24 protein-coding genes are annotated in these 22,431 nt (G+C 74.2%); 12 read left to right on the top strand and 12 right to left on the bottom strand.

Going from position 1 to position 22,431, the window contains the following annotated elements:
* Positions 1–14 precede the first annotated feature (14 nt).
* Positions 15–1,448, bottom strand: a complete 1,434-nt coding sequence (gene argH / locus ACIQVT_RS17125) for an argininosuccinate lyase (RefSeq protein ID WP_403753455.1) — start codon at positions 1,446–1,448, stop codon at positions 15–17.
* Between the two features lie 108 nt (positions 1,449–1,556).
* On the bottom strand, positions 1,557–2,669 hold the full coding sequence (locus ACIQVT_RS17130) for an argininosuccinate synthase domain-containing protein (protein WP_403753458.1): 1,113 nt from the start codon (positions 2,667–2,669) through the stop codon (positions 1,557–1,559).
* A gap of 213 nt (positions 2,670–2,882) precedes the next feature.
* Between ACIQVT_RS17130 and ACIQVT_RS17135 the strand changes: the two genes are divergently transcribed.
* The 3 genes from ACIQVT_RS17135 (at position 2,883) to ACIQVT_RS17145 (ending at position 5,149) form a co-directional block, all read left to right on the top strand.
* Positions 2,883–3,746, top strand: a complete 864-nt coding sequence (locus ACIQVT_RS17135; RefSeq protein ID WP_403753461.1) for a hypothetical protein — start codon at positions 2,883–2,885, stop codon at positions 3,744–3,746.
* Positions 3,747–3,853: 107 nt separating this feature from the next.
* On the top strand, positions 3,854–4,441 hold the full coding sequence (locus tag ACIQVT_RS17140) for a pyridoxamine 5'-phosphate oxidase family protein (RefSeq protein WP_403753464.1): 588 nt from the start codon (positions 3,854–3,856) through the stop codon (positions 4,439–4,441).
* A gap of 3 nt (positions 4,442–4,444) precedes the next feature.
* Positions 4,445–5,149 carry a L,D-transpeptidase gene (locus tag ACIQVT_RS17145; protein WP_403753467.1) on the top strand — a complete coding sequence of 235 codons (705 nt, stop codon included), beginning with the start codon at positions 4,445–4,447 and terminating at the stop codon, positions 5,147–5,149.
* Positions 5,150–5,227: 78 nt separating this feature from the next.
* Here ACIQVT_RS17145 and ACIQVT_RS17150 read toward each other — a convergent pair whose 3' ends face one another.
* Together ACIQVT_RS17150 and ACIQVT_RS17155 are read right to left on the bottom strand one after the other, a co-directional pair.
* Positions 5,228–6,775, bottom strand: a complete 1,548-nt coding sequence (locus ACIQVT_RS17150; protein ID WP_403753470.1) for an ATP-binding protein — start codon at positions 6,773–6,775, stop codon at positions 5,228–5,230.
* Positions 6,772–7,512: a response regulator transcription factor gene (locus ACIQVT_RS17155; protein ID WP_403753474.1), complete on the bottom strand. Its 741-nt coding sequence runs from the start codon at positions 7,510–7,512 to the stop codon at positions 6,772–6,774. Before ACIQVT_RS17155 ends, ACIQVT_RS17150 begins: the two co-directional genes overlap by 4 nt.
* Before the next feature lie 155 nt (positions 7,513–7,667).
* Between ACIQVT_RS17155 and ACIQVT_RS17160 the strand changes: the two genes are divergently transcribed.
* Genes ACIQVT_RS17160 through ACIQVT_RS17180 form a run of 5 tightly spaced genes read left to right on the top strand, consistent with a single transcriptional unit; the run spans position 7,668 to position 12,517 of the window.
* The gene (locus ACIQVT_RS17160) at positions 7,668–9,020 is read left to right on the top strand and encodes a ferric reductase-like transmembrane domain-containing protein (protein ID WP_403753476.1); all 1,353 of its coding nucleotides are present in this window, start codon (positions 7,668–7,670) and stop codon (positions 9,018–9,020) included.
* A 10-nt stretch (positions 9,021–9,030) separates the two neighbouring features.
* Entirely contained in the window at positions 9,031–9,501 is a 471-nt protein-coding gene (locus ACIQVT_RS17165) for an FMN-binding protein (RefSeq protein ID WP_403753479.1), read from the top strand.
* A 59-nt stretch (positions 9,502–9,560) separates the two neighbouring features.
* Complete coding sequence (locus ACIQVT_RS17170) at positions 9,561–10,943, top strand: ferric reductase-like transmembrane domain-containing protein (RefSeq protein WP_403753482.1); 1,383 nt, start codon at positions 9,561–9,563, stop codon at positions 10,941–10,943.
* A 16-nt stretch (positions 10,944–10,959) separates the two neighbouring features.
* Positions 10,960–11,721: an FMN-binding protein gene (locus ACIQVT_RS17175; protein ID WP_403753485.1), complete on the top strand. Its 762-nt coding sequence runs from the start codon at positions 10,960–10,962 to the stop codon at positions 11,719–11,721.
* Entirely contained in the window at positions 11,714–12,517 is an 804-nt protein-coding gene (locus ACIQVT_RS17180) for an FAD:protein FMN transferase (protein WP_403753487.1), read from the top strand. The genes ACIQVT_RS17175 and ACIQVT_RS17180 overlap by 8 nt, the downstream gene beginning before the upstream one ends.
* A gap of 147 nt (positions 12,518–12,664) precedes the next feature.
* Here the strand turns inward: ACIQVT_RS17180 and ACIQVT_RS17185 are convergent, their stop codons facing one another.
* The 6 genes from ACIQVT_RS17185 to ACIQVT_RS17210 all read right to left on the bottom strand — a co-directional run bounded on the left by ACIQVT_RS17185 (position 12,665) and on the right by ACIQVT_RS17210 (position 18,134).
* The gene (locus tag ACIQVT_RS17185) at positions 12,665–13,216 is read right to left on the bottom strand and encodes an arginine repressor (protein ID WP_403753489.1); all 552 of its coding nucleotides are present in this window, start codon (positions 13,214–13,216) and stop codon (positions 12,665–12,667) included.
* Between the two features lie 7 nt (positions 13,217–13,223).
* Positions 13,224–14,420 (bottom strand): acetylornithine transaminase, encoded by a 1,197-nt coding sequence (locus ACIQVT_RS17190; protein ID WP_403753492.1) that lies wholly within the window; start codon positions 14,418–14,420, stop codon positions 13,224–13,226.
* Positions 14,417–15,316, bottom strand: a complete 900-nt coding sequence (gene argB, locus ACIQVT_RS17195) for an acetylglutamate kinase (protein WP_403753495.1) — start codon at positions 15,314–15,316, stop codon at positions 14,417–14,419. The genes ACIQVT_RS17190 and argB overlap by 4 nt, the downstream gene beginning before the upstream one ends.
* The gene (argJ, locus tag ACIQVT_RS17200) at positions 15,313–16,464 is read right to left on the bottom strand and encodes a bifunctional glutamate N-acetyltransferase/amino-acid acetyltransferase ArgJ (protein ID WP_403753498.1); all 1,152 of its coding nucleotides are present in this window, start codon (positions 16,462–16,464) and stop codon (positions 15,313–15,315) included. The genes argB and argJ overlap by 4 nt, the downstream gene beginning before the upstream one ends.
* The gene (gene argC, locus ACIQVT_RS17205) at positions 16,461–17,489 is read right to left on the bottom strand and encodes an N-acetyl-gamma-glutamyl-phosphate reductase (RefSeq protein WP_403753501.1); all 1,029 of its coding nucleotides are present in this window, start codon (positions 17,487–17,489) and stop codon (positions 16,461–16,463) included. Before argC ends, argJ begins: the two co-directional genes overlap by 4 nt.
* 201 nt (positions 17,490–17,690) lie before the next feature.
* A complete protein-coding gene (locus ACIQVT_RS17210) occupies positions 17,691–18,134 on the bottom strand; it encodes a GtrA family protein (protein ID WP_403753504.1) in 444 nt (147 codons plus the stop codon).
* A gap of 90 nt (positions 18,135–18,224) precedes the next feature.
* On the opposite strand from ACIQVT_RS17210, the gene ACIQVT_RS17215 reads away from it, so the two are divergent.
* Together ACIQVT_RS17215 and ACIQVT_RS17220 are read left to right on the top strand one after the other, a co-directional pair.
* Complete coding sequence (locus tag ACIQVT_RS17215) at positions 18,225–18,668, top strand: carboxymuconolactone decarboxylase family protein (RefSeq protein WP_403753507.1); 444 nt, start codon at positions 18,225–18,227, stop codon at positions 18,666–18,668.
* A 51-nt stretch (positions 18,669–18,719) separates the two neighbouring features.
* Complete coding sequence (locus tag ACIQVT_RS17220; protein ID WP_403753510.1) at positions 18,720–19,163, top strand: DUF6314 family protein; 444 nt, start codon at positions 18,720–18,722, stop codon at positions 19,161–19,163.
* On the opposite strand, the gene ACIQVT_RS17225 is transcribed toward ACIQVT_RS17220, so the two are convergent.
* Both ACIQVT_RS17225 and ACIQVT_RS17230 read right to left on the bottom strand, forming a co-directional pair.
* On the bottom strand, positions 19,145–19,738 hold the full coding sequence (locus tag ACIQVT_RS17225) for a histidine phosphatase family protein (protein WP_403753513.1): 594 nt from the start codon (positions 19,736–19,738) through the stop codon (positions 19,145–19,147). The genes ACIQVT_RS17220 and ACIQVT_RS17225 overlap by 19 nt on opposite strands.
* A 63-nt stretch (positions 19,739–19,801) precedes the next feature.
* Positions 19,802–21,292 carry a PLP-dependent aminotransferase family protein gene (locus ACIQVT_RS17230; protein WP_403753516.1) on the bottom strand — a complete coding sequence of 497 codons (1,491 nt, stop codon included), beginning with the start codon at positions 21,290–21,292 and terminating at the stop codon, positions 19,802–19,804.
* On the opposite strand from ACIQVT_RS17230, the gene ACIQVT_RS17235 reads away from it, so the two are divergent.
* Complete coding sequence (locus tag ACIQVT_RS17235; RefSeq protein WP_403753519.1) at positions 21,291–22,211, top strand: DMT family transporter; 921 nt, start codon at positions 21,291–21,293, stop codon at positions 22,209–22,211. The genes ACIQVT_RS17230 and ACIQVT_RS17235 overlap by 2 nt on opposite strands.
* Positions 22,212–22,230: 19 nt before the next feature.
* Entirely contained in the window at positions 22,231–22,431 is a 201-nt protein-coding gene (locus ACIQVT_RS17240; RefSeq protein ID WP_403753522.1) for a DUF1918 domain-containing protein, read from the top strand.

Here is a 22,431-nt window from a genome sequence, read left to right on the forward strand (position 1 = left end):
TGGCGGCGCCGGTCTCAGGCCCGCTTCCCGGCGGCCGCCCAGGCGTGCTGGCGGGCGAGGTCCGCCTTGACCTCCGCCAGCTGCACGGCGACCGCGCCGGGCGCCGTACCGCCGCGGCCGTCGCGGGAGGCCAGGGAGCCGGGGACGCTGAGGACCGTGCGGACCTCCGGGGTGAGGTGCGCGGAGATCTTGGCGAACTGCTCGTCCGTGAGGTCGCCCAGCTCCTTGCCCTCGGCCTCGGCGACCTTCACGCACTCGCCGGCCACCTCGTGCGCCACCCGGAACGGCACCCCCTGCCGGACCAGCCATTCGGCGATGTCGGTGGCGAGGGAGAAGCCGGCCGGGGCCAGCTCGGCCATGCGCTCGCGGTGCACCGTGAGGGTCGCCATCATGCCGGTGAGGGCGGGGAGCAGCACCTCCAGCTGGTCGCAGGAGTCGAAGACCGGCTCCTTGTCCTCCTGGAGGTCGCGGTTGTAGGCGAGGGGCAGGGCCTTCAGCGTGGCGAGCAGACCGGTCAGGTTGCCGATCAGGCGGCCGGACTTGCCGCGGGCCAGCTCGGCGATGTCGGGGTTCTTCTTCTGCGGCATGATCGACGAGCCGGTGGAGAACGCGTCGTGCAGGGTGACGAAGGAGAACTCCTTCGTGTTCCAGATGATGATCTCCTCGGCCATCCGGGAGAGGTTCACCCCGATCATCGCGGTGATGAACGCGAACTCGGCGGCGAAGTCACGCGAGGCCGTGCCGTCGATGGAGTTCGCCACGCTGCCGTGCTCGAAGCCGAGGTCGCGCGCGACCGCCTCCGGGTCCAGGCCGAGGGAGGATCCCGCGAGGGCACCGGAGCCGTACGGCGACACGGCCGTCCGCTCGTCCCACTGGCGCAGCCGCTCGGCGTCCCGGGACAGGGACTGCACATGGGCGAGGACGTGGTGGGCGAAGAGCACCGGCTGGGCGTGCTGGAGATGGGTGCGGCCGGGCATCGCCACGTCCGGGTGCGCCTCGGCGAGACCGACTAGCGCGTCCTGGAGGTCGGCGATCAGGCCGCCGATGATCCGGGCGTGGTCGCGCAGGTACATCCGGAAGAGAGTGGCGACCTGGTCGTTGCGCGACCGGCCCGCCCGCAGCTTGCCACCGAGGTCGGGGCCGAGGCGCTCCAGCAGGCCGCGCTCCAGGGCGGTGTGGACGTCCTCGTCGGCGACGGTGCCCGTGAAGGCGCCGGAGGCCACGTCCGCCTCCAGCCCGTCGAGCCCGGCGATCATGCGCTCCAGCTCGTCCCCGGTGAGGAGCCCCGCGGTGTGCAGCACGCGCGCGTGGGCACGGGAACCGGCGATGTCGTAGGGGGCGAGCCGCCAGTCGAAGTGGACGGACGCGGACAACTTGGCCAGGGCCTCGGCGGGGCCGTCGGCGAAACGGCCGCCCCAGAGCCGTACGTCACCGCTGTTGCTGCTCACTTGCGTTGCTCCTCGGAGTCTCGGTGGGCCACCGCCTCCCGACTCTCGCAGGCGGTGGTGCGGCTGTCAGGCCGACGGGTGCGGAACGACCCGAAGGCCGTACGGCGGTCAGGCGACGTCGCGCCGGGCGACGGTCTTCGGCGACCGGGCGTGGAGGTCGACGGAGCCCCCGGCGGCGGACCGGCCGGAGGTGACGCCGGTGTCGTGGGCGGCGCGGCGGAAGTCGTACGGCGAGTGCGGCGAGGATGCGGCGCGGCGGCCGGTGACGACCGCGCGGCCGTCGCGCAGGGTCATCCGGACGTCGCCGACGACGTGCCGGCCGGCCTCGTCCAGGAAGCCGTCCAGGGCGCGCCTGAGCGGGGAGAACCACTGGCCGCCGTGCAGGAGTTCACCCCAGCGCCGCTCGATCCGGCGCTTGTGGCGGGCGAGTGGGCGCTCGACGGTGACGTCGTCCAGCTCCCGGTGGGCGGTGATCAGGGCGATCAGCCCGGGCGCCTGGTACACCTCGCGCGACCCGGTGCCGGCGAGGCGGTCCCCGCCCCTGTCGATCCGGCCGACGCCCTGGGCGCCGGCGCGCTCGTCGAGCTCCCGTACGGCCCGGGCGACGGTGACGGGCCGGCCGTCGAGGGCGACCGGGACACCCGCCACGAAGGTGACGACCACCTCGTCGGGCTCACGCGGCGGGGCCGGGTCGGCGGGGTACGCGCGGGCGTCCTCGGGGAGGCTCGTCCCGTCGGCGCACCCGAAGGCGTCCCGGTCGAGGGGGTGCGGGGCCTTCGCGTGGTCACGGACCGGAACGCAGGTCAGGCCGGGGTCGAGGGCGGCGACGCAGGCCTCGAACCGGACCCGGTCGTCGCCCTCGCCGGTGCAGCCGTGCGCGACGGTGGTGGCGCCGTGCTTCTCGGCGGCGGCGACGAGGTGCTGGGCGATCAGCGGCCGGGAGAGGGCGGTGACCAGCCGGTGGCGGTCACCGCAGACGGCGTTGGCCTTGATCGCGGGGAGGCAGTACTCCTCGGCGAACGCGTCACGGGCGTCGGCGATCTCGGCCTCGACGGCCCCTTGGGCGAGGGCCCGCTCGCGGACGGCCTCCAGGTCCGCGCCGCCCTGCCCGTGGTCCACCGTGACGGCGACGACCTCGGCGCCCGTCTCCCCGGCGATCCGGCCGATGGCGACGGAGGTGTCCGGACCGCCCGAGTAGGCGAGTACGACACGCTCGGCCACGGGTTTCTCCTCAGACTGTTGTCACCGACTACCTGCATGAGTATGCAGTCTCCTGCATGATTCGTCAATCAGCGACAGGTGAGAAGGACCGCCGCCGAAGCTGAACGACCGAAACCGCTTTCCCGTACTCCTCTGCGCACGCAGGCGCCGCGTCGCCAGGACCCCGTCACCGGGGGCCGACCCGACCCACCTCCGACCCGAGTGAGGCATCGCATGTCCAGGGCTCTCCCGAAGTACAACCAGCGTCGCGTGGCGGTCATCGGCGGCGCTGCCGCCGTGGTGCTGTCCGGCGCGGTGATCGCCGGTTCGGCCCTCGCCGGCACCCCCGCCAAGAGCGACGGCGCCACGGGCGCGCGCACCCTCGCGAGCCCCGGCACGATCATGTGCCCGGACGTCGCCTCCAAGCTCCCCGCCGTGCCCGCCACCGCCAAGGCCGAGGTCGACCGCAACCTGACCCTCCTCCAGACCCAGATCCAGGAAGCCGACACCCGCCTGCGCGACACCGTCGGCCAAGGCGGAGCCAACTTCGTCGACAACGCCATCCTCGGCCCCCTCAAGGACAAACGCGCCTCCACCATCGACCGCATCGCCATCAGCATCGGCCGCAAGAGCACCAAGCCCACCGGCCTGGACTCCCTCGCCGCCTGCACGCTGAACGCGGGCAGCACCGGCACGGCCGGCGGCGCGGGGGCCGGCGCCGCCACGCCCGGCACCGGCGCGACCCGGCAGCCGGGCAGCGGCACGGACACCGGGGCGACGGCCGGCTCCGGCGGCGACACCGGAGCCGGGACGATCACGTGCCCGGACGTCGCCTCCAAGCTCCCCGCCGTACCCGCCACCGCCAAGGCCGAGGTCGACCGCAACCTGACCCTCCTCCAGACCCAGATCCAGGAAGCCGACACCCGCCTGCGCGACACCGTCGGCCAAGGCGGACCCAACTTCGTCGACAACGCCATCCTCGGCCCCCTCAAGGACAAACGCGCCTCCACCATCGACCGCATCGCCATCAGCATCGGCCGCAAGAGCACCAAGCCCACCGGCCTGGACTCCCTCGCCGCCTGCACCCTCACCAAGTGAGGTAGCGGACAACGCGGCCGCCCCGACGCGCCGGCCGGGGCGGAACCCTCGCTCCGGCCGGGAAATTCCTCTGACAGGCAGGCGCCTGACGGTGATACTCGGCTGCCATGGGAAAAACTTATGAACGTATAGACGGCAGACTGCGCACGTTCATCGAGCAACAGCCCCTCTTCTTCACCGCGTCCGCCCCCCTCTCCGGCGACGGCACGGTCAACCTCTCCCCCAAGGGCCTGCGGGGCTCCTTCGTCGTGCTGGACGAACTCACCGTGGCTTACCTCGACTTCGCCGGATCCACCGCCGAGACGATCGCGCACCTGCGGGAGAACGGACGCATCACGCTGATGTGGTGCGCCTTCCAGGGGCCGCCGAACATCGTGCGCGTGCACGGCCGCGGCGAGCCGGTCTTCCGCGACGACCCGCGCTTTCCGGAACTGCTCGCCCGCTTCCCCGGCATCGACCCGAGCGCGCACGGCCTGCGCGCGGTCATCGTCGTCCACGCCGAACGGATCCGCGACAGCTGCGGCTACGCCGTTCCCCACATGGCGTACGAGGAGGACCGCGAACTGCACGGAAAGCGGTTCGCACGTGAGGACGACACCTCCCTGAGCGCCTACTTCGCGAAGAAGGAACACATCGCCACAAGCCTGGACGGACTACCCGGGCTGCCGTTGCCACTGCCTCCGGCTACCGTCTGAGCCATGCGCCCCGCAGTGGTCCTCGCCCTCGCACCCGCCTGCTGCCTCGCCCTGCTCGGCGTCGCGCCCGTGCCCGATCCCGTGCCGCTGCCGGCGCGGATGGCCGACACGGGCGGCGGCGGCCAGCTGATCACCGCCGAGGCCCCGGACACCGCCGCCACGGCGGGCACGGTCAGCTGGTGGGACCTGCGGGACGGGCAGTGGGTCCGGGCCGGGACGGCGCCGGCGCGGTTCGGGGCGAACGGGCTGGTGGAGGGCGCCACCCGCAGCCAGGGCACGAACACCACGCCTACCGGGCTGTACGACCTCCCCTTCGCCTTCGGGACCGAGCCGGCGCCGGCCGGGGCCGGCGTGACCTACCGTCCCGTCCGGGAGAGTTCCTGGTGGTGCCAGGACAACGACTCGGCGGCGTACAACCGGTGGACGGACCCGCTGCCGGACGACTGCCGGGCCGCCCGCTCCGAGCACCTCGTCGACTACCGGACGCAGTACGCGTACGCCCTCGTCGTCGGCTTCAACTACGACCGGCCGGTGCGCGGACGCGGCGCCGGCATCTTCCTGCACGTCGACGGGGCGGGGGCGACGGCCGGGTGCGTGTCCGTCCCCGAGGACGCCATGCGGCGGATCCTGACGTGGGCCCGGCCCGACGAGCGGCCGCACATCGCCATCGGCACGGCGAGCGGCGCGACGGCGGTCACCCGGTACTGATGCTGGCGGCGCCGTCCCGCGTGGCACCACACGGAACGGGACGGCCCGGCCCGGCGCGGTACCGCCCGGCGTCGGTCCTCAGGCCGGCAGGCGCACCGTGAACGTCGTGGCACCCGGCGCGCTGTCGAGGTCCACGTCGCCGCCGTGCGCCTCCACCACCGCCGCCACGATCGAGAGGCCCAGCCCCGCCCCGCCGCCGGGGGCGTCCGGGTGACGGCGGTGCTCCGCGCGGGTGAAGCGCTCGAAGACACCGGACCGGATGTCGTCCGGGACGCCGGGGCCGTCGTCGTGGACACCGATCCGGACCGTGCCGGCGCCGGCCTCGCCCTCGCCGTCGCCCTCGCCGTCGCCCTCGCCCTCGCCCTCGCCCTCGCTCGCCAGGGTGACCGTCACCGTCGTGCCCACGGGTGTGTGCCCACGCGCGTTGGCCAGCAGGTTGGCCAGCACCTGGTGGAGGCGGTGCGCGTCGCCCGGCACCGTCACCGGCTCCTCGGGCAGGTCCAGGACCCAGTGGTGACCGGGTCCCGCGGCCCGGGCGTCCGTGACCGCGTCCAGCACCAGACGCGTCACGTCCACCGGCTCCCGCTCCAGCGGCCGGCCCGCGTCCAGGCGGGCCAGCAGCAGGAGGTCGTCGACCATCGCGCCCATGCGGGCCGACTCGGCCGCGATCCGTTCCAGGGCCCGCGTCACCCCGGGCGGGACCGGACCGGGGTGCAGCAGCGCCAGATCGGCATGGCCGCGGACCGAGGCGACCGGGGTGCGCAGCTCGTGGCTGGCGTCGGCGGCGAAGCGGCGCAGCCGCTCCTCGACCGCGTGCCGCTTGGTCAGCGCGTCCTCCACGTGACCGAGCATGCGGTTGAAGGCCGCGGCCACCCGGCCGATCTCGCTGCGCGGATCGGCGTCCGGCGCCCGCGGCGGCAGCGCGACCTCCCCGCTGGCCAGCGGCAGCTCGCTGACCCGGGTGGCGGTGGCCGCGACCCGGCTCAGCGGCCGCAGCGACCAGCGCACCCAGCAGGCTCCGGCGACCCCGGTCACCACCAGGGCCAGGCCGAAGACGATCCCGGCGACCAGTTCCAGGCGGTGGACCGTGGCCTCCACCGGCTCCAGCGGCAGTCCGACGACCAGCACGTCGCCGTCCCGGCCGGCGGAGGCGACGACCCGGTAGTCCTCCAGGCCGGAGAGGTGGACGGTGCGGGGCCTGCCGTCGGCCGGTACCCGGGCCAGCCGCCCGGCGTCCCCGGCGGTCAGGTCGACCCGCAGGTCGGCGGAGGGGTCGCCGGAACGGATCAGCCCCTGGTGGGTGACCTTGCCGTGCACCAGACGGGCGCCGAAGGTGCCGGTCGCCGTCCGGCGGGTGTCGGCGTGCTCGTCGCCGTCGTGGTCGTCGTGGTCGTCGGACGGCCCGCCGGGGTGCTCCAGGCTGGCGGGGAACCGGGTGCCGGTCTGGCTGAGCTGCTCGTCCAGCCGCTGGGTGAGGAAGCCGTCGAGTTCGACCACGGCGGCCAGTCCGACCGCCGCGCAGCTCACCGCCAGCAGGACCACGAGGCCGGCGGTGAGCCGGGCCCGCAGCGACCGGGGCCACGGCAGCCGGCGCACCGCCCGGGACAGCCGGCCCGCGCCCCTCACCCGGTCACCGGCTTCAGGACGTAACCGGCGCCGCGCACCGTGTGGATCATGGGCTCACGGCCCGCGTCGACCTTCTTGCGCAGGTAGGAGATGTACAGCTCGACCACATGTGCCCGGCCGCCGAAGTCGTAGGACCAGACCCGGTCGAGGATCTGCGCCTTGCTGAGCACACGGCGCGGGTTGCGCATCAGGAAGCGGAGCAGTTCGAACTCGGTGGGCGACAGCTCGACCAGGTCCCCGGCCCGGGTCACCTCGCGGGCGTCCTCGTCCATCACGAGGTCGCCGACGGTCAGCCGCGGCCCCTCGTCCGGGCGGCGGGCCATCCCGGCGCGGCGCAGCAGACCCCGCAGCCGGGCCACCACCTCCTCCAGGCTGAACGGCTTGGTGACGTAGTCGTCGCCGCCCGCCGTGATCCCGGCGATGCGGTCCTCCACCGCGTCCCGGGCGGTCAGGAAGAGCACGCACACGTCGGGCTTGACCTCGTGGAGGCGGCGCAGCACCGCGAAGCCGTCGGTGTCCGGGAGCATCACGTCCAGCACGACGGCGTCGGGCAGCAGCTCGCGGGCGGCGGCGACGGCGGCGGCGCCGTCACCGGCGGCGCGCACCTGCCAGCCCTCGTAGCGCAGGGCGCCGGTGAGGACCTCGGCGAGGTCGGGGTCGTCGTCGACGACGAGGACGCGCAGCGGGGTGCCGTCGGGGCGGGTGAGGGCCGGTCGGCCGGAGCGGGTGGTGTTCATCTCGTCCCCAAGCATCGCGCGCCGGAGCCGGGCCGGGTGGGGCGCCCCCCTCTGAGTTTCCTCTGAGTCCGCTCAGGACGGGCCCGCTCAAAGCTCCCTGAGAGGTTCGGCCCGCACAGTGGCCGACAGGACGGACGAAGGGACGACGAGGACCGATGACGACGGTGGAGACGCGGCGGGCGGCTGTGCCCCTGCCGGTGACGGCCCGGCGCTCCCCCGCGGCGGCCCTGCTGGCGCTGCTGTGGGCGGGGGCGGCAGCGGTGATCGCGCTGTGGTGGACGGACACCGGGTCGGTGGTCGGCACGGCCGGCTGGCTGACCGGGGCCGGGCGGATCGCCGGGCTGCTGTGCGGGTACGCCTGCGCGGTGCTGGTCGGCCTGATGGCCCGGGTGCCGCTGCTGGAGAACCGGATAGGTTCGGACCGGGTGGCCCGCTGGCACGCGATGGCCGGCCGGTACACGGTGTGCCTGCTCGTCGCGCACGTCGTGCTGGTCCTCGCCGGGTACGCCGCCCAGGACCGGGCCTCGCTGTGGCACGAGACGGTGACCGTCGTCCTGGACTACCCGGAGATGCTCAAGGCGACCGCCGGGACCGTCGTACTGCTCGCGGTCGGTGTCACCTCGGCCCGCGCGGTGCGCCGCCGCACCGGCTACGAGTTCTGGTACTACGTCCACCTGCTCACCTACGCGGCCGTCTTCCTGGTCTTCGGCCACCAGGTCGCGCTGGGCGAGCAGTTCACCGGCCGGCCGGCCGCGACCGCCGCCTGGTACGCGTTGTACCTGGGCGTCGCCGCCCTGGTGCTGTGGTTCCGCGTCCTCACCCCCGTCCGGCTCAACCTGCGCCACCGGCTGCGGGTGGACTCGGTGCACCAGGAGGCGCCGGGGGTGTACTCGGTCGTCGTACGGGGCCGGCACCTGGAGCGCCTGGGGGCGCGGCCGGGGCAGTTCTTCCGCTGGCGGTTCCTGGCCGAGGGCCTGGCCCGGACGTCGACGCCGTACTCCCTGTCGGCGCCGCCCCGCCCGGACCTGCTGCGCATCACCGTCAAGGCGCTCGGCGACCACAGCGCCGCCGTCTCCCTGCTGCGTCCCGGCACCCGGGTGTGGGCCGAGGGCCCGTACGGCTCGCTGACCGCCGACCGGGCCGGCGGGCGGCCCACCCTGTTGATCGCGGCCGGCGTCGGCGTCACCCCGCTGCGGGCGCTGTTCGAGACGCTGCCGGGCGAGGTCACCCTGCTGTACCGGGCGCGTTCGGTCGAGGACCTGGCGCTGGGCGGCGAACTGGAGGCGATCGCCCGCCACCGCGGGGCGCGGGTGCGGTACGCGCTGAACGGCCCGCACGGCGAGCGCCCGGACCTGTCCGCCGAGTCGCTGCGCGCGGCCTTCCCCGGGCTCGCCGGCCACGACGTGTACCTGTGCGGCCCGCACGGCTTCGCCCGGGATCTGTACGGGGCACTGCGGGCGGCCGGGGTGCCGGACCGCCGCATCCACCACGAGTCGTTCGAACTGTGAGGCAGACACCGTGCATCCGCTGAGGAAGAACCGTCCGTTCCGCCGCGTCCTGCTGGCCAGTGCCGCGACCGTCTCCGGGATGGTGCTGCTGCTGTCGCTGAAGCCGCACACCAGTCCGGCGCTCGCCGCCGGCACGTCCTCGCCGGCACCGGCGAGCAGCGCCGCCGGCGCCGCCCCCGGGACCACGCGGGCTCCCGCCACCGGCACCAGGACCGTCACCGGGGACACCGTCGAGACCCGCTGGGGGCCGGTCCGGGTGCGGGTGACGCTGGGCGGCGGCGAGCTCACCGACGTCACCGCCGTCAGCTACCCGCAGGACAACCCGCGCGACCAGGAGATCAACGCCTACGCCCTGCCCCAGCTGCGCCGCGAGGCGCTGACCGCGCAGAGCGCGCGGATCGACACGGTCTCGGGGGCCACGTACACCAGTGACGGCTACCGCCGGTCCCTCCAGTCCGCCCTCGACTCGGCGGGCCTCTGAACACCCGGCGCGCCCGGCACGTATTCGTGGGCCAAGGGTCAAGTCCCCACGGAGGAACCGTGACCACCACGCTCGCAGGCGGACGCGCCGCCCGCCGACAGACGATGCGCCGCATCCGTCCGCGCCGCTCCCCGGCCGTCCCGCTGCTGCTCGCCGTCTGGGCGGGCGCGGCGGCCGTGCTGTGGCTCTGGTGGCACGACACGCCGGCCATCGGCGACGACACCGGCCGCATCCTCAACGCGGGCCGGATCACCGGTCTGTTGGCCGGCTACCTGATGGCGCTGGTCGTGCTCCAGATGGCGCGGGTGCCGGCGCTGGAACGACGGGTCGGCTCCGACCGGGTGGCCCGCTGGCACGCGATGAGCGGCCGGTACACGCTCAGTCTGATCGTCGCGCACGTCTTCCTCACCATGTGGGGGTACGCGCTCCAGGCCGGCAGGTCGCTCGGCGACATCGTGCGGCAGACCGTCGACTCCGTCGAACACCTGCCGGACATGAGCAAGGCGGCCATCGGCACGGGCCTGTTCGTCGTCATCGGCCTGTCGTCCGTGGGCCCGGTCCGCCGCCGGCTGCCGTACGACGCCTGGTACCACGTCCACCTGCTGACGTACGCGGCGGTGTTCCTGACGTTCTGGCACCAGATCACCACGGGCAACGACTTCGCGGTCCAGCCCGCCGCCAGGACGTTCTGGTACGGGCTGTACGGCGCGGTCACCGCGCTCGTCCTCTGGTACCGCGTCCTCACCCCGATCCGCCTCAACCTGCGGCACCGCATGCGGGTGGAGGCCGTCATCGAGGAGACACCCGGCATCGTGTCGGTGCTGATCGGCGGCCGGCGGCTGCACCGGATGGGCGCGGAGGCGGGCCAGTTCTTCCGCTGGCGGTTCCTGGCCCCCGGCATGCGGTTCAGCTCCCACCCGTACTCCCTGTCGGCCGCGCCCCGGCCCGGCATGCTGCGGATCACCGTGAAGGCGATCGGCGACCACAGCGCCCGGCTGCGCGAGTTGACGCCCGGGACGAAGGTGTGGGCGGAGGGGCCGTACGGCGCGCTCACCGCCCAGCGCCGCAGCCGGGGCAAGGTGCTGCTGGTCGCGGGCGGGGTGGGCATCACGCCGATGCGGGCGCTGTTCGAGACGCTGCCCGGCGCCGCCGGCGACATCACCCTGCTCTACCGGGCCAACACCACCCAGGACCTGGCCCTGTGGGACGAGCTGGCGGCGATCGCCACCGAGCGGGACGCCCGGCTGATGTACGCGGTGAACAGCCCGGAGGGCGAGCGGCCGGACATCTCCGCGGAGAACCTGCGGCGGAAGATCCCGGACATCGACCGGCACGACGTGTTCATGTGCGGCCCGCCCGGGTTCGCGCAGTCGGTGTACGAAGCACTGCGCGGCGCCGGGGTACCCGCCCGCCGCATCCACCACGAGTCGTTCGAGATGTGAGCGGAGCAGCGAAGCGATGAGGAAGAGCCATCCCGTGCGGCGGGTCGTGCTGGCGACGGCGGCGACCGTGTCCGGTGTCGTGCTGCTGTTGGCGCTGAAACCCGCGTCGGACCCGGCCACCGCGTCGGCGGCGGGCGCGGCGCCGCGGCAGCCGGTGGCGGGGCAGGAGGCGCCGCAGGGCGGCGGGCAGGCCCGGGCGGGCTCCGGCACGATCACCGGGAAGGCCGCGCAGACCCAGTACGGGGCCGTGCAGGTACGCATCACCGTCGCCGACGGCAAGATCACCAAGGCCGAGGCGATCCAGGCACCCAAGGGCGGACTCAGCGACCAGAAGACCCAGCTCGCCGTCCCCCGCCTCAACCAGGAAGCCGTCACCACCGGCACCGCCCACATCGACACCGTCTCCGGCGCCACCTACACCAGCCAGGGCTACCGCACCTCACTCCAGTCCGCCCTGGACCAGGTGAAACCGGCGTCGTCCTCCGGCGCGACCGGCCGGGCACAGGCCCGGACGGTCACCGGGAAGGCCGCGCAGACCCAGTACGGGGCCGTACAGGTACGCATCACCGTCACCGACGGCAAGATCACCAAAGCCGAGGCCGTCCAGGCACCCAAGGGCGGACTCAGCGACCAGAAGACCCAGCTCGCCGTCCCCCGCCTCAACCAGGAAGCCGTCACCACCGGCACCGCCCACATCGACACCGTCTCCGGCGCCACCTACACCAGCCAGGGCTACCGCACCTCACTCCAGTCCGCCCTGGACCAGGCCGGTGACTGACACGGTGACCGGGCCGGCGCAGACCCCCGCCGCGGTGCGGCACGCGGAGGAGGTCATGGGAACCGTCTTCTCCTTCGACGTCCGCGGCGGGGAACCGGCCGCGGTCCGGGCGGCGCTCGCCGAGGCCGTCGCCGGACTGCACCGGGCGGACACGCTGTTCAGCACCTACCGGGAGGACAGCGAGCTGTCCCGGCTGGCCCGGGGTGAGCTGGAGATCGCCCGGTGCGCTCCCGAGGTGGCCGAGGTGCTGGAGCTGGCCGCCGAGGCGGAACGGGTGAGCGAGGGCTGGTTCAGCACGCTGTACCAGGGTTCCCTGGACCCCACCGGGATCGTCAAGGGCTGGGCCGCCGAACGCGCGGCCCGGCTGATCGGCGCCGTCGAGGGGGTGTGCGGGGTCAGCGTCAACGGGGGCGGCGACGTGCAGATGCTCGGCGCGCCGGGACCCCGGCGGCCCTGGCGGGCCGGGGTGGCCGATCCGCTGCGGCCCGGCGGGCTGGCGGCGGTGATCTCCGCGGCCGGGGCGGCGGAGCTGTCGGTGGCGACGTCCGGTACGGCGGAGCGGGGCGCGCACATCATCGACCCGCGCACGGGCCGGCCAGCTGTGACCGACCTGGTCGCCGTGACCGTGGTCGGGCCCCGGCTGACCTGGACCGACTGCTGGGCCACGGCTGCCTTCGCCATGGGCTCACGGGCGGCCCTGACCTGGTTGGAGTCCCTCCCGGACGTGGAGGCCCTGCTGATCACGGCGGGCGACGAGGTCCGCTGCACAGCCGGCCTCCCCACAAAACTCGGCTGACTCCCTCGGGGGCGCGAGAGACCAACGCACGCCCGCCTCCCCAGGGGCGCGAGGAACTGCGCGACCGGCCCCCACGGACCCGCCACCCGGCAACGAACCGCCACCCCAAGCCCCCCCGCCCTCCTGCCCCCGCCCCCCGCGGAGCGTTCAGTGGCTGTTCTGGGCCAGCCGCAGCAGGTGGTCCGCCAGCGCCTGCCCCCCGCTCGGGTCCCGGCTGATCAGCAGCAACGTGTCGTCCCCGGCGATGGTGCCGAGGATGTCGTGCAGTTCGGCCTGGTCGATCGCCGAGGCGAGGAACTGGGCCGCGCCGGGCGGCGTACGCAGGACGACCAGGTTCGCCGAGGCCTCCGCGGAGATCAGCAGCTCCTGCGACAGGCGCCGCATCCGCTCCTCCTTCGCCGATCCGCCCAGCGGCGCCCGCGGCGTACGGAAGCCGCCCTCGCTGGGCACCGCGTAGATCAGGTCACCGTCGGCGTTGCGGATCTTGACCGCGTTCAGTTCGTCGAGGTCCCGGGAGAGGGTCGCCTGCGTGACGCTGAGCCCGTCGTCGGCGAGCAGCTTCGCCAGCTGGCTCTGCGACCGCACGGGCTGCCGGTTGAGGATGTCCACGATCCGGCCGTGCCGTGCGGTGCGGGTCTGCGGCACGCCCGGTCCGGCTCCCGCCGCCTGGTCGTGGTCCTGCGCGTGGCCGTGGCTCATCGTCGTCTCATTCCCCGGATCGTCCGTCCCCGTTCGCGTGCTCGAGGATGCCGGGCAGTGCCTGGAGCAGGGCACCCGCCTCGTCGTCGCGGAGGTTCAGCGGCGGCATGAGCCGTACGACGTCGGGGACGGGCGCGTTCACCAGGAACCCGGCCTCCTGGGCCGCCTGCTGCACCTGGGGTGCGCGCGGCCCGGTGAGCACGATACCCAGGAGCAGGCCCGTGCCCCGGACGTGGGCGATCAGCGGGTGGTCGAGGGACTCGATGCCGTCGCGCAGCCGCTCGCCCTGCCGTTTGACGTTGTCGAGCAGGCCCTCGTCGGCGATGGTGTCGAGGACGGCGAGCCCGGCGGCGCAGGCGACGGGGTTGCCGCCGAACGTCGTGCCGTGGTGGCCGGGCCGGAGCAGTTCGGCGGCCCGGCCGAAGGCGACGGTGGCGCCGAGCGGGAGTCCGCCGCCGAGCTGCTTGGCGAGGGTGACGACGTCGGGGAGGACGCCCTCGTGGGCCTGGTAGGCGAACCAGTTGCCGGAGCGGCCGACGCCGGTCTGCACCTCGTCCAGGACGAGCAGGGCGCCGGTGGCGGCGGTGATGGCGCGCGCGGCCTTCAGGTAGCCGGCCGGGGGCACGACCACACCGTTCTCACCCTGGACGGGTTCGAGGATGACCAGGGCGGTGTCCTCGGTGACCGCGGCGGCCAGCGCCTGGGCGTCGCCGTAGGGCACGTGGGTGACGTCGCCGGGCAGCGGCAGGAACGGGTCCTGCTTGGCGGGCTGCCCGGTGAGCGCGAGGGCGCCCATCGTACGGCCGTGGAAGCCGCCGCCGGTGGCGACCATGTGGGTGCGCCCGGTGAGCCGGCCGATCTTGAAGGCGGCCTCGTTGGCCTCGGCGCCGGAGTTGCAGAAGAAGACGCGCCCTTCCCGGCCGAAGAGCGTCAGGAGCCGTTCGGCGAGGGCGACGGTGGGCTCGGCCATGAAGAAGTTGGAGATGTGGCCGAGGGAGGCGATCTGGCCGCTGACGGCCTCGACGATCGCGGGGTGGGCGTGGCCGAGGGCGTTGGTGGCGATGCCGCCGACGAAGTCGAGGTACTCCCGGCCGTCGGTGTCCCACACCTTCAGGCCCGCGCCGCGGACGAGGGGCAGGCGCGGGGTGCCGTAGTTGTTCATGAGCGCGCCCTGCCAGCGCGCGGTCAGCTCCTGGTTGCTCATGACTCCCCCTGTTCGTCCGGCACGACCATGGTGCCGATGCCCTCGTCGGTGAAGATCTCCAGCAGGATCGAGTGCTGGACCCGGCCGTCGATGACGCGGGCGGTCGTCACGCCGTTGCGCACGGCGTGCAGGCAGCCCTCCATCTTCGGCACCATGCCGGCGCTCAGGTCGGGCAGCAGCTTCTCCAGCTGGGAGGCGGTGAGGCGGCTGATCACCTCGTCGGAGCGCGGCCAGTCCTCGTAGAGGCCCTCGACGTCGGTGAGGACCATCAGGGTCTCGGCGCCCAGTGCCGCGGCGAGCGCCGCGGCGGCCGTGTCGGCGTTGACGTTGTAGACGTGTCCGTCGTCCTGGGAGCGGGCGACGGAGGACACGACCGGGACGCGGCCGTCGGCCAGCAGCGCCTCGATCGCGCCGGTGTCGATGGCGGTGATCTCGCCGACCCGTCCGATGTCGACGAGTTCGCCGTCGATCTCGGGGGTGTGCCGGGTCGCGGTGATGGTGTGGGCGTCCTCGCCGGTGATGCCGACGGCGAGCGGGCCGTGCCGGTTGAGCAGGCCGACCAGTTCGCGCTGCACCTGCCCGGCGAGGACCATCCGTACGACGTCCATGGCGTCCTCGGTGGTGACGCGCAGGCCGGCCTTGAACTCGCTGACGATGCCGTGCCGGTCGAGGGCGGCGCTGATCTGGGGGCCGCCGCCGTGCACGACGACCGGCTTGAGGCCGGCGTGCCGCAGGAAGACGACGTCCTGGGCGAACGCGGCCTTCAGCTCCTCGTCCACCATGGCGTTGCCGCCGAACTTGATGACGACGGTCTTGCCGTGGTGCCGGGTCAGCCAGGGCAGCGCCTCGATGAGGATCTGGGCTTTCGGCAGGGCGGTGTGCTTGCGGGTGCTCATGAGGAGTAGGCGCTGTTCTCGTGGACGTAGTCGGCGGTCAGGTCGTTGGTCCAGATGGTCGCGGTCTCGTCGCCCGCGGCGAGGTCGGCGACGATGTGGACCTCGCGGTAGCGCATGTCGACCCGGTCGCGGTCCTCGCCGACGGAGCCGTTCTTGCACACCCAGACGCCGTTGATGGCGACGTTCAGCCGGTCGGGTTCGAAGGCGGCACGGGTGGTGCCGATGGCGGAGAGCACGCGGCCCCAGTTGGGGTCCTCGCCGTGCAGCGCGCACTTGAGGAGGTTGTTGCGGGCGATGGAGCGGCCCACCTCGACGGCGTCCGCCTCGGTCGCGGCGTTGACCACCTCGACCCGGATGTCCTTGCTGGCGCCCTCGGCGTCCCCGATCAGCTGCCGGCCGAGGTCGTCGCAGACCTGCCGTACGGCCTCGGCGAACGCGTCGTACCCGGGGGTGACGCCGGCCGAGCCGGAGGCGAGCAGCAGGACGGTGTCGTTGGTGGACATGCAGCCGTCGGAGTCGACGCGGTCGAAGGTGACCCGGGTGGCGGCCCGCAGCGCCCTGTCCAGGGTGGCGCTGTCGAGGTCGGCGTCGGTGGTGAGGACGACGAGCATGGTGGCGAGGCCCGGCGCGAGCATGCCGGCGCCCTTGGCCATGCCGCCCACGGTCCAGCCGTCCCCGCTGACCACGGCGGTCTTGTGGACGGTGTCGGTGGTCTTGATGGCGATGGCCGCCTTCTCGCCGCCGTGCTCGGAGAGCTGGGCGGCGGCCGTGTCCAGGCCGGTGAGCAGCTTGTCCATGGGGAGCGGCACGCCGATCAGCCCGGTGGAGCAGACGGCGACCTCGATGGCGCCGCGGCCGAGCAGCTCGGCGGCCTTCTCCGCGGTGGCGTGGGTGTCCTGGAACCCCTTCGGCCCCGTACAGGCGTTGGCACCGCCGGAGTTGAGGACGACGGCGGATACCTGGCCGCTCCTGAGGACCTGCTCGGACCAGAGGACCGGCGCGGCCTTCACACGGTTGGAGGTGAAGACGCCGGCGGCGGCACGGCGGGGCCCGTCGTTGACCACGAGGGCCAGGTCCGGGTTGCCGTTCTCCTTGATCCCGGCGGCGATGCCCGCCGCCGTGAATCCCTTGGCTGCCGTGACGCTCACGGTGCGACTCCGATCGTGGAAAGTCCGGTGGTCTCGGGAAGACCGAGGGCGATGTTCATGCTCTGGACGGCGCCGCCCGCGGTGCCCTTGGTCAGGTTGTCGATGGCGCTGATCGCGATGACGCGGTCGACGGCCGCGTCGTAGGCGACCTGCACCGACACCGTGTTGGATCCGTAGACGGAGGCCGTGGCGGGCCACTGGCCCTCGGGCAGCAGGTGGACGAAGGGCTCGTCGGCGTAGGCCTTCTCGTAGGCGGCCCGCAGCGACTCGGCGGTCACCCCCTCGCGCGCGGCGGCGCTGCACGTGGCGAGGATGCCGCGGGACATCGGGGCGAGGGTCGGTGTGAAGGACACCGCGACCCGCTCCCCCGCGGCACCGCTGAGGTTCTGGATCATCTCGGGGGTGTGCCGGTGGCCGCCGCCGACGCCGTACGGCGACATGGAGCCCATGACCTCGCTGCCGAGCAGGTGCGGTTTGGGCGCCTTGCCCGCGCCGGATGTGCCGGACGCGGCGACGATCACCGCTTGCGGCCGGGCGAGTTGGGCCGCGTAGGCCGGGAACAGGGCGAGGGTGACGGCGGTGGGGTAGCAGCCGGGCACCGCGATGCGCCGGGACCCCTCCAGCGCGGTGCGGGCGCCCGGCAGTTCGGGGAGGCCGTAGGGCCAGGTGCCGGCGTGCGGGGAGCCGTAGAAGGCCTCCCAGTCGGCCGGGTCGCGCAGCCGGAAGTCGGCGCCCATGTCGATGACGAGGACGTCCGGGCCGAGCTGTTCGGCGACGGCCGCGGACTGTCCGTGCGGCAGGGCCAGGAAGACCACGTCGTGCCCGGCGAGCGCCTCGGGGGTGGTCTCGGTCAGGACGCGGTCGGCCAGCGGCAGCAGGTGCGGCTGGAGCGCGCCGAGCCGCTGTCCTGCGTTGGAGTTGCCGGTCAGCGCGCCGATCTCCGCCTCCGGGTGTGCGAGGAGCAGGCGCAGGACCTCTCCGCCCGCGTATCCGCTCGCTCCGGCCACCGCCACACGTACCGCCATGTCCACCCTCCTCAGGATGGCATGACTATACGCAGCTATGCAGGACTATGCAACGCACTCCCGGGAAACCGGCCGCGGCCAGCGGGGGGCAGGGTGAGGGTCCGGCGGGCGCGGTGCCCGGGGAGGCACGACCGCCGGGGGCCGGCCGAGGGAGGCCGGCCCAGGGGGCCGGTGCGGTCGGACCCGGGGAACCGGGCCCGCTCAGGCGGCGTCGGTGGCGTCGGCGGTGTCGCGCGTCCCGCCCGGGTCGCCGGTCACGGCGGGGCGCGTGGCCGGCAGCATCACGCGGCGGGAGACGACGAACGTCACCGGGATCGCCGCCGCCGAGGCCAGGAGCGGGGCGAAGCGGTGCCCGGCGCGCAGGACGTCGGCGATCACGTAGACCCCGGCCGTCGTGATCACGAAGTTGGTGGCGTTCGTCAGCGGGAACAGCAGGAACTTCCGCCAGGTCGGCCGGGTCCGGTAGGTGAAGCGGGCGTTCAGGAAGAAGGAGCCGGTCATGCTGAGCGCGAACGCCAGCGTGTGCGCGGCGAGATACGGCAGCCGGGTGAGGAACAGCAGATAGAGCCCGTAGTAGGTGGCCGTGTTGACCACACCGACCAGGGCGAACACCGTGATCTGGCGGGGCAGCGGGCGACTCGGCACCGGACGATGGTGGCACATCCGGGCGCCCGGGTGCCGTCGGCGGGCGCCGCACTTGACCTGGAGTGTGCTCCAACTCCTACGGTTCCGGTCATGAGCAACCAGCGCGGCACCACCCGTGACGAGCGTTTCGCCCACGGCCTCGAAGTACTGGACTCCGTCGACGGCGAGGCCGGGCGGCGGGTCGTCGACTCCCTCGCGGACATCAGCCCCGAGCTGGGGCACCAGATCGTCGCCTGGGGGTTCGGCGAGATCTACGCCCGCCCCCAGCTCGCGCCCCGGGACCGCCAGTTGGTCACCCTGGGCATGCTGACCGCGCTCGGCGGCTGCGAGCCCCAGCTGGAGGTGCACGTCAACGCGGCGCTCAACGTGGGTCTCACCCCGGAGCAGATCGTGGAGGCGCTGCTGCACTCGGCCGGATACTGCGGTTTCCCCCGGGCGCTGAACGCCACCTTCGTCGCGAAGAAGGTGTTCGCCGAGCGCGGGCTGCTGCCGGCCGGAGAACGGCCCGCGGACGGCGCCCCCGCCTCCCCCTGACCCCGGACGGGGTGATGGAATGCGCCGGAGGCGCGGGCGGAGAGGGAGACGATGGACGAGTTCTGGCCCGTGGCCGACCTGCTGGCCCACCTCGCCGGACGCTGGCGGACCGAGCGGAGCGTGCGGGACCTGGCGAGCGGGGACACGGGACGCTTCACCGGGGAGACCGTCTTCGGCCCGCTGGACGGCGGGGGGCTGCTGCACACCGAGTCCGGCACCTTCACCTGGCGGGGCGTGGCCCGGCCGGCCACCCGCACCCTGCGGTTCCTGCCGGGGCCCACGCCGGGCCGGGTGGACGTGCGGTTCGCGGACGGGCGGCCCTTCCACGCGCTGGACCTGACCTCCGGGCGGTACGTCGCCGACCATCCCTGCGCGGCCGACCTCTACCGGGGCGAGTTCACCGTCCGGGACGCCGGCCACTGGCGCACGGTCTGGCGGGTCGGCGGACCGGCGAAGGACCTGGTCCTCGTCACCGACTACGCGCGTGAGGCCTGAGGGCCGCCCCCGTCCAGGCGGAGGTTCCAGCGGCCCGCGCGGCCGGTGACCGTGGTCGTGGACAGCGGGCGGACGTCGATGTTCCAGTAGCTCGACGGGGGCGCCTTCAGGGCATAGACGAGGGCCGCGCGGATGACCGACGGTTCGGCCACCGCGACGATCCGGCCACCGTCGTCCGCCGGCCGGGTGTCCAGCCAGCCGCCCACCCGGGAGATGAACACCAGCAGGGACTCGCCGCCGTGCGGGGTGGACCACGGATCGGCCAGCCAGGCGTCCACGGCCGCCGGTTCCCGGGCCATCGCCTCGCCCAGCGTCAGTCCGCGCCAGCGGCCCATGGCACAGTCGCGCAGCGCCGGCTGGACCAGCGGGGCGTACCCCAGGGCGTCGCCGGTGGCCCGGCTGCGCGGGGTCGGCGAGCAGTAGCGCAGCTCGGCCGCCGCCAGCGGCAGCAGGTCCCCGGCGACGCGCCGCACCTCGTCCCAGCCGGCCCCGTCCAGCGGCCGGTCGTCCTCGAAACGCTCCGCGGGCGGGGTGGCACTGCGCGCGGCGGCGACGAACGTGACCCTCAGTGGCATGCGGTGATGGTGGGCCGCTCGGCGGAGCAGGTCAAGAGGGGTTACCCGGGAGTTGTCGGAGGATCACGACGGACCCGGTCCGGGCGGGCCGCCCAGCACCTCGTCGCAGGCCGCCCGGAGCCGCCGCACCCCCTCCGCGATCTCGCCGGTGCCGGCGACCGCGGCGAAGCTCAGGCGGAGGTGCGCGGCGGGGGGCTCGGCGCTGAAGTAGGGGCGGCCGGGGGTCAGGGCCACGCCCGCGCGGAGGGCCGCGGCGGCCAGCGCCGCCTCCGTCCCGGAGCCGAGCGCCGGAGCGTTGCCCCCGCCGCCGTCGGGCAGCCGCACCCACAGGTGGTAGCCGCCGGACGGGACGTGCGGCAGGGCGAGCTCGGGCAGGTGCCGGGCGAGCGCGCCGGTCATGGCGTCCCGGCGGGTGCGCAGCTCGGCCGAGAGCGCCCGCAGATGGCGCGGCCAGGCCGGGGAGCCGACCAGTTCCAGGGCGGCCTCCTGGAGCGGCCGGGGCACGAAGAAGCTGTCCACGACCTGGATGGCCCGCAGCCGCTCCAGCACCGGGCCGTGCGCGGCCAGGGCGCTGACCCGGAAGCTGGGTGAGGTGGCCTTGGTGAGCGAGCCGACGTGCACGACCACGCCGTCCGGGTCGTCGGCGGCCAGCGGGCGGGGCAGCGGTCCGGCGTCGGCGTGCACCAGCCGGCGGACGAAGTCGTCCTCGACGACGAACGCGCCGGCCTCGCGGGCGATGCGCAGCACCTCGCCGCGCCGGTCGGGCGCCAGCACGGCGCCGGTCGGGTTCTGGAACAGCGGCTGGCAGACGAAGACCCGGGCGCCGGTGGCCCGGAAGGCGTCGGCGAGCAGGGCGGGGCGCACCCCGTCGGGGTCGACGGGCACCGGGACGGGGCGCAGGCCGGCGGCGCGGGCCAGTGCGAGCATGCCCGGGTAGGTCGGCGACTCCACGAGGACCGGGGCGCCCGGCGGGGCGAGCGCGCGCAGGGCGGTGGCCAGCGCGGCCTGGCCGCCCGCCGCGATCAGCACCTCGGCGGCGGTGACGGCGCCGCCGATCCCCCGCGCGAACCACTCGCGCAGTTCCGGCAGCCCCTCCAGCGGCGGTCTCCCCCAGGCGCCGGGGCGCCGCCCGGCCCGGGCCAGGGCCGCCGCCATGGCCCGCTCCGGCTGGAGGGAGGGGTGGAGGTAGCCGCCGTTGAACTCCAGTACCCCGGGCGGCGGGGCGGCCAGCGAGACGGTGACCCCGGCGGCGTCCACCGTGCGCGGCACGAGGTCGGCGGCGGCGTCGGCGCTCAGCGCGACCTCCTGCCAGGAGGTGTCCCCGGTGGCCGCCTGCCCGGCCGTCGGCCGGGCCCGGAAGGCGCCGGCGCCGGGCCGGGTGACCACGAGGCCCTCTGCCGCGAGCCGGGCGAGGGCCCGGGAGACGGTCACCGGGCTCACCCGGAACCGTTCGACGAGCGCCCGGCTCGACGGCAGCTTTCCACCGACGGGATAGCGGTCGAGCTCCCGCCGCAACTCTTCGGCCAGCTCTGCCTCACTGCTACGCTGATGCATGAGAACCCAGAGTAGCGCTACTGCGACGAGCCCGATAGCGGTCACCGCTCCCGCCGCTCCCCGGGAGTCCGGGGGGCTCGGCACCCTCCAGGCCGCCCTCGGGGTGGTCGCCTTCTCCCTGACGTTCCCCGCGACGGCCTGGGGCCTGGAGAGCTTCGGCCCCTGGTCCCTGGTGGCGGTGCGCGGGGTCCTGGCCGCGGTCGTCGCCGGCGGTTGCCTGCTGGCCTTGCGGGTACGGCTCCCGGACCGCCGTCACCTCGCGGGACTGGCCGTCGTGGCCGCCGGTGTGGTGCTGGGCTTCCCGATGCTGACCACGCTCGCCCTGGAGACCTCCACCACCGCGCACGCGGCCGTGGTGGTCGGGCTGCTGCCGCTGACCACCGCCGTGTTCTCGGCCCTGCGTACCGGCACCCGCCCCTCCCGGCGGTTCTGGCTGGCGGCCGTCGCCGGCGCGGTGGCCGTGATCGCCTTCACCCTCGCCCAGAGCGGCGGCACGCTCACCGTGGCCGACGGTTACCTCTTCGCGGCCCTGCTGGTGTGCGCGGCCGGCTACACCGAGGGCGGCCGGCTGGCCCGGGTCATGCCGGGCTGGCAGGTCATCGGCTGGGCGCTCGTGCTGTGCCTGCCGCTCAGCCTGCCGGCCGCCGCGCTAGCGCTGGCGTACGAGCCCGCACACCTCACCGGGCACGGCGTCGCCGGGCTGCTGTGGGTGGCGCTGGGTTCGCAGTTCCTCGGTCTCGTCGTCTGGTACCGGGGCATGGCCGCCATCGGCATCCCCCGGGCCAGCCAGTTGCAGTTGGCACAGCCCCTGCTCACACTGGTGTGGTCGGCGCTGCTGCTGGGCGAGCGCTTCACGGCGGCCGCTCCGCTCACCGCCGTCGCGGTGCTCGTGTGCATCGCCGTCACCCAGCGGTCGTGATCGTGAGGAGGGCCCGTCCATGCACGCAGCCAAGGGCGACCACCTGGTCCAGCACGGCAGGGTGGTGGGCCAGCACGACCAGGTCACGGAAGTCGTCGAGGTGCTGGGCCAGGGGGGCGATCCGCCCTACCGGGTCCGTTTCGCGGACGGGCGGGAGGCCGTGATGTCCCCCGGCCCCGACTGCGAGGTCCGTCATCCGCAGGACCGGACGCAGCAGTAG

Source organism: Streptomyces sp. NPDC100445, assembly GCF_044759735.1.
GTDB lineage: Bacteria > Actinomycetota > Actinomycetes > Streptomycetales > Streptomycetaceae > Streptomyces.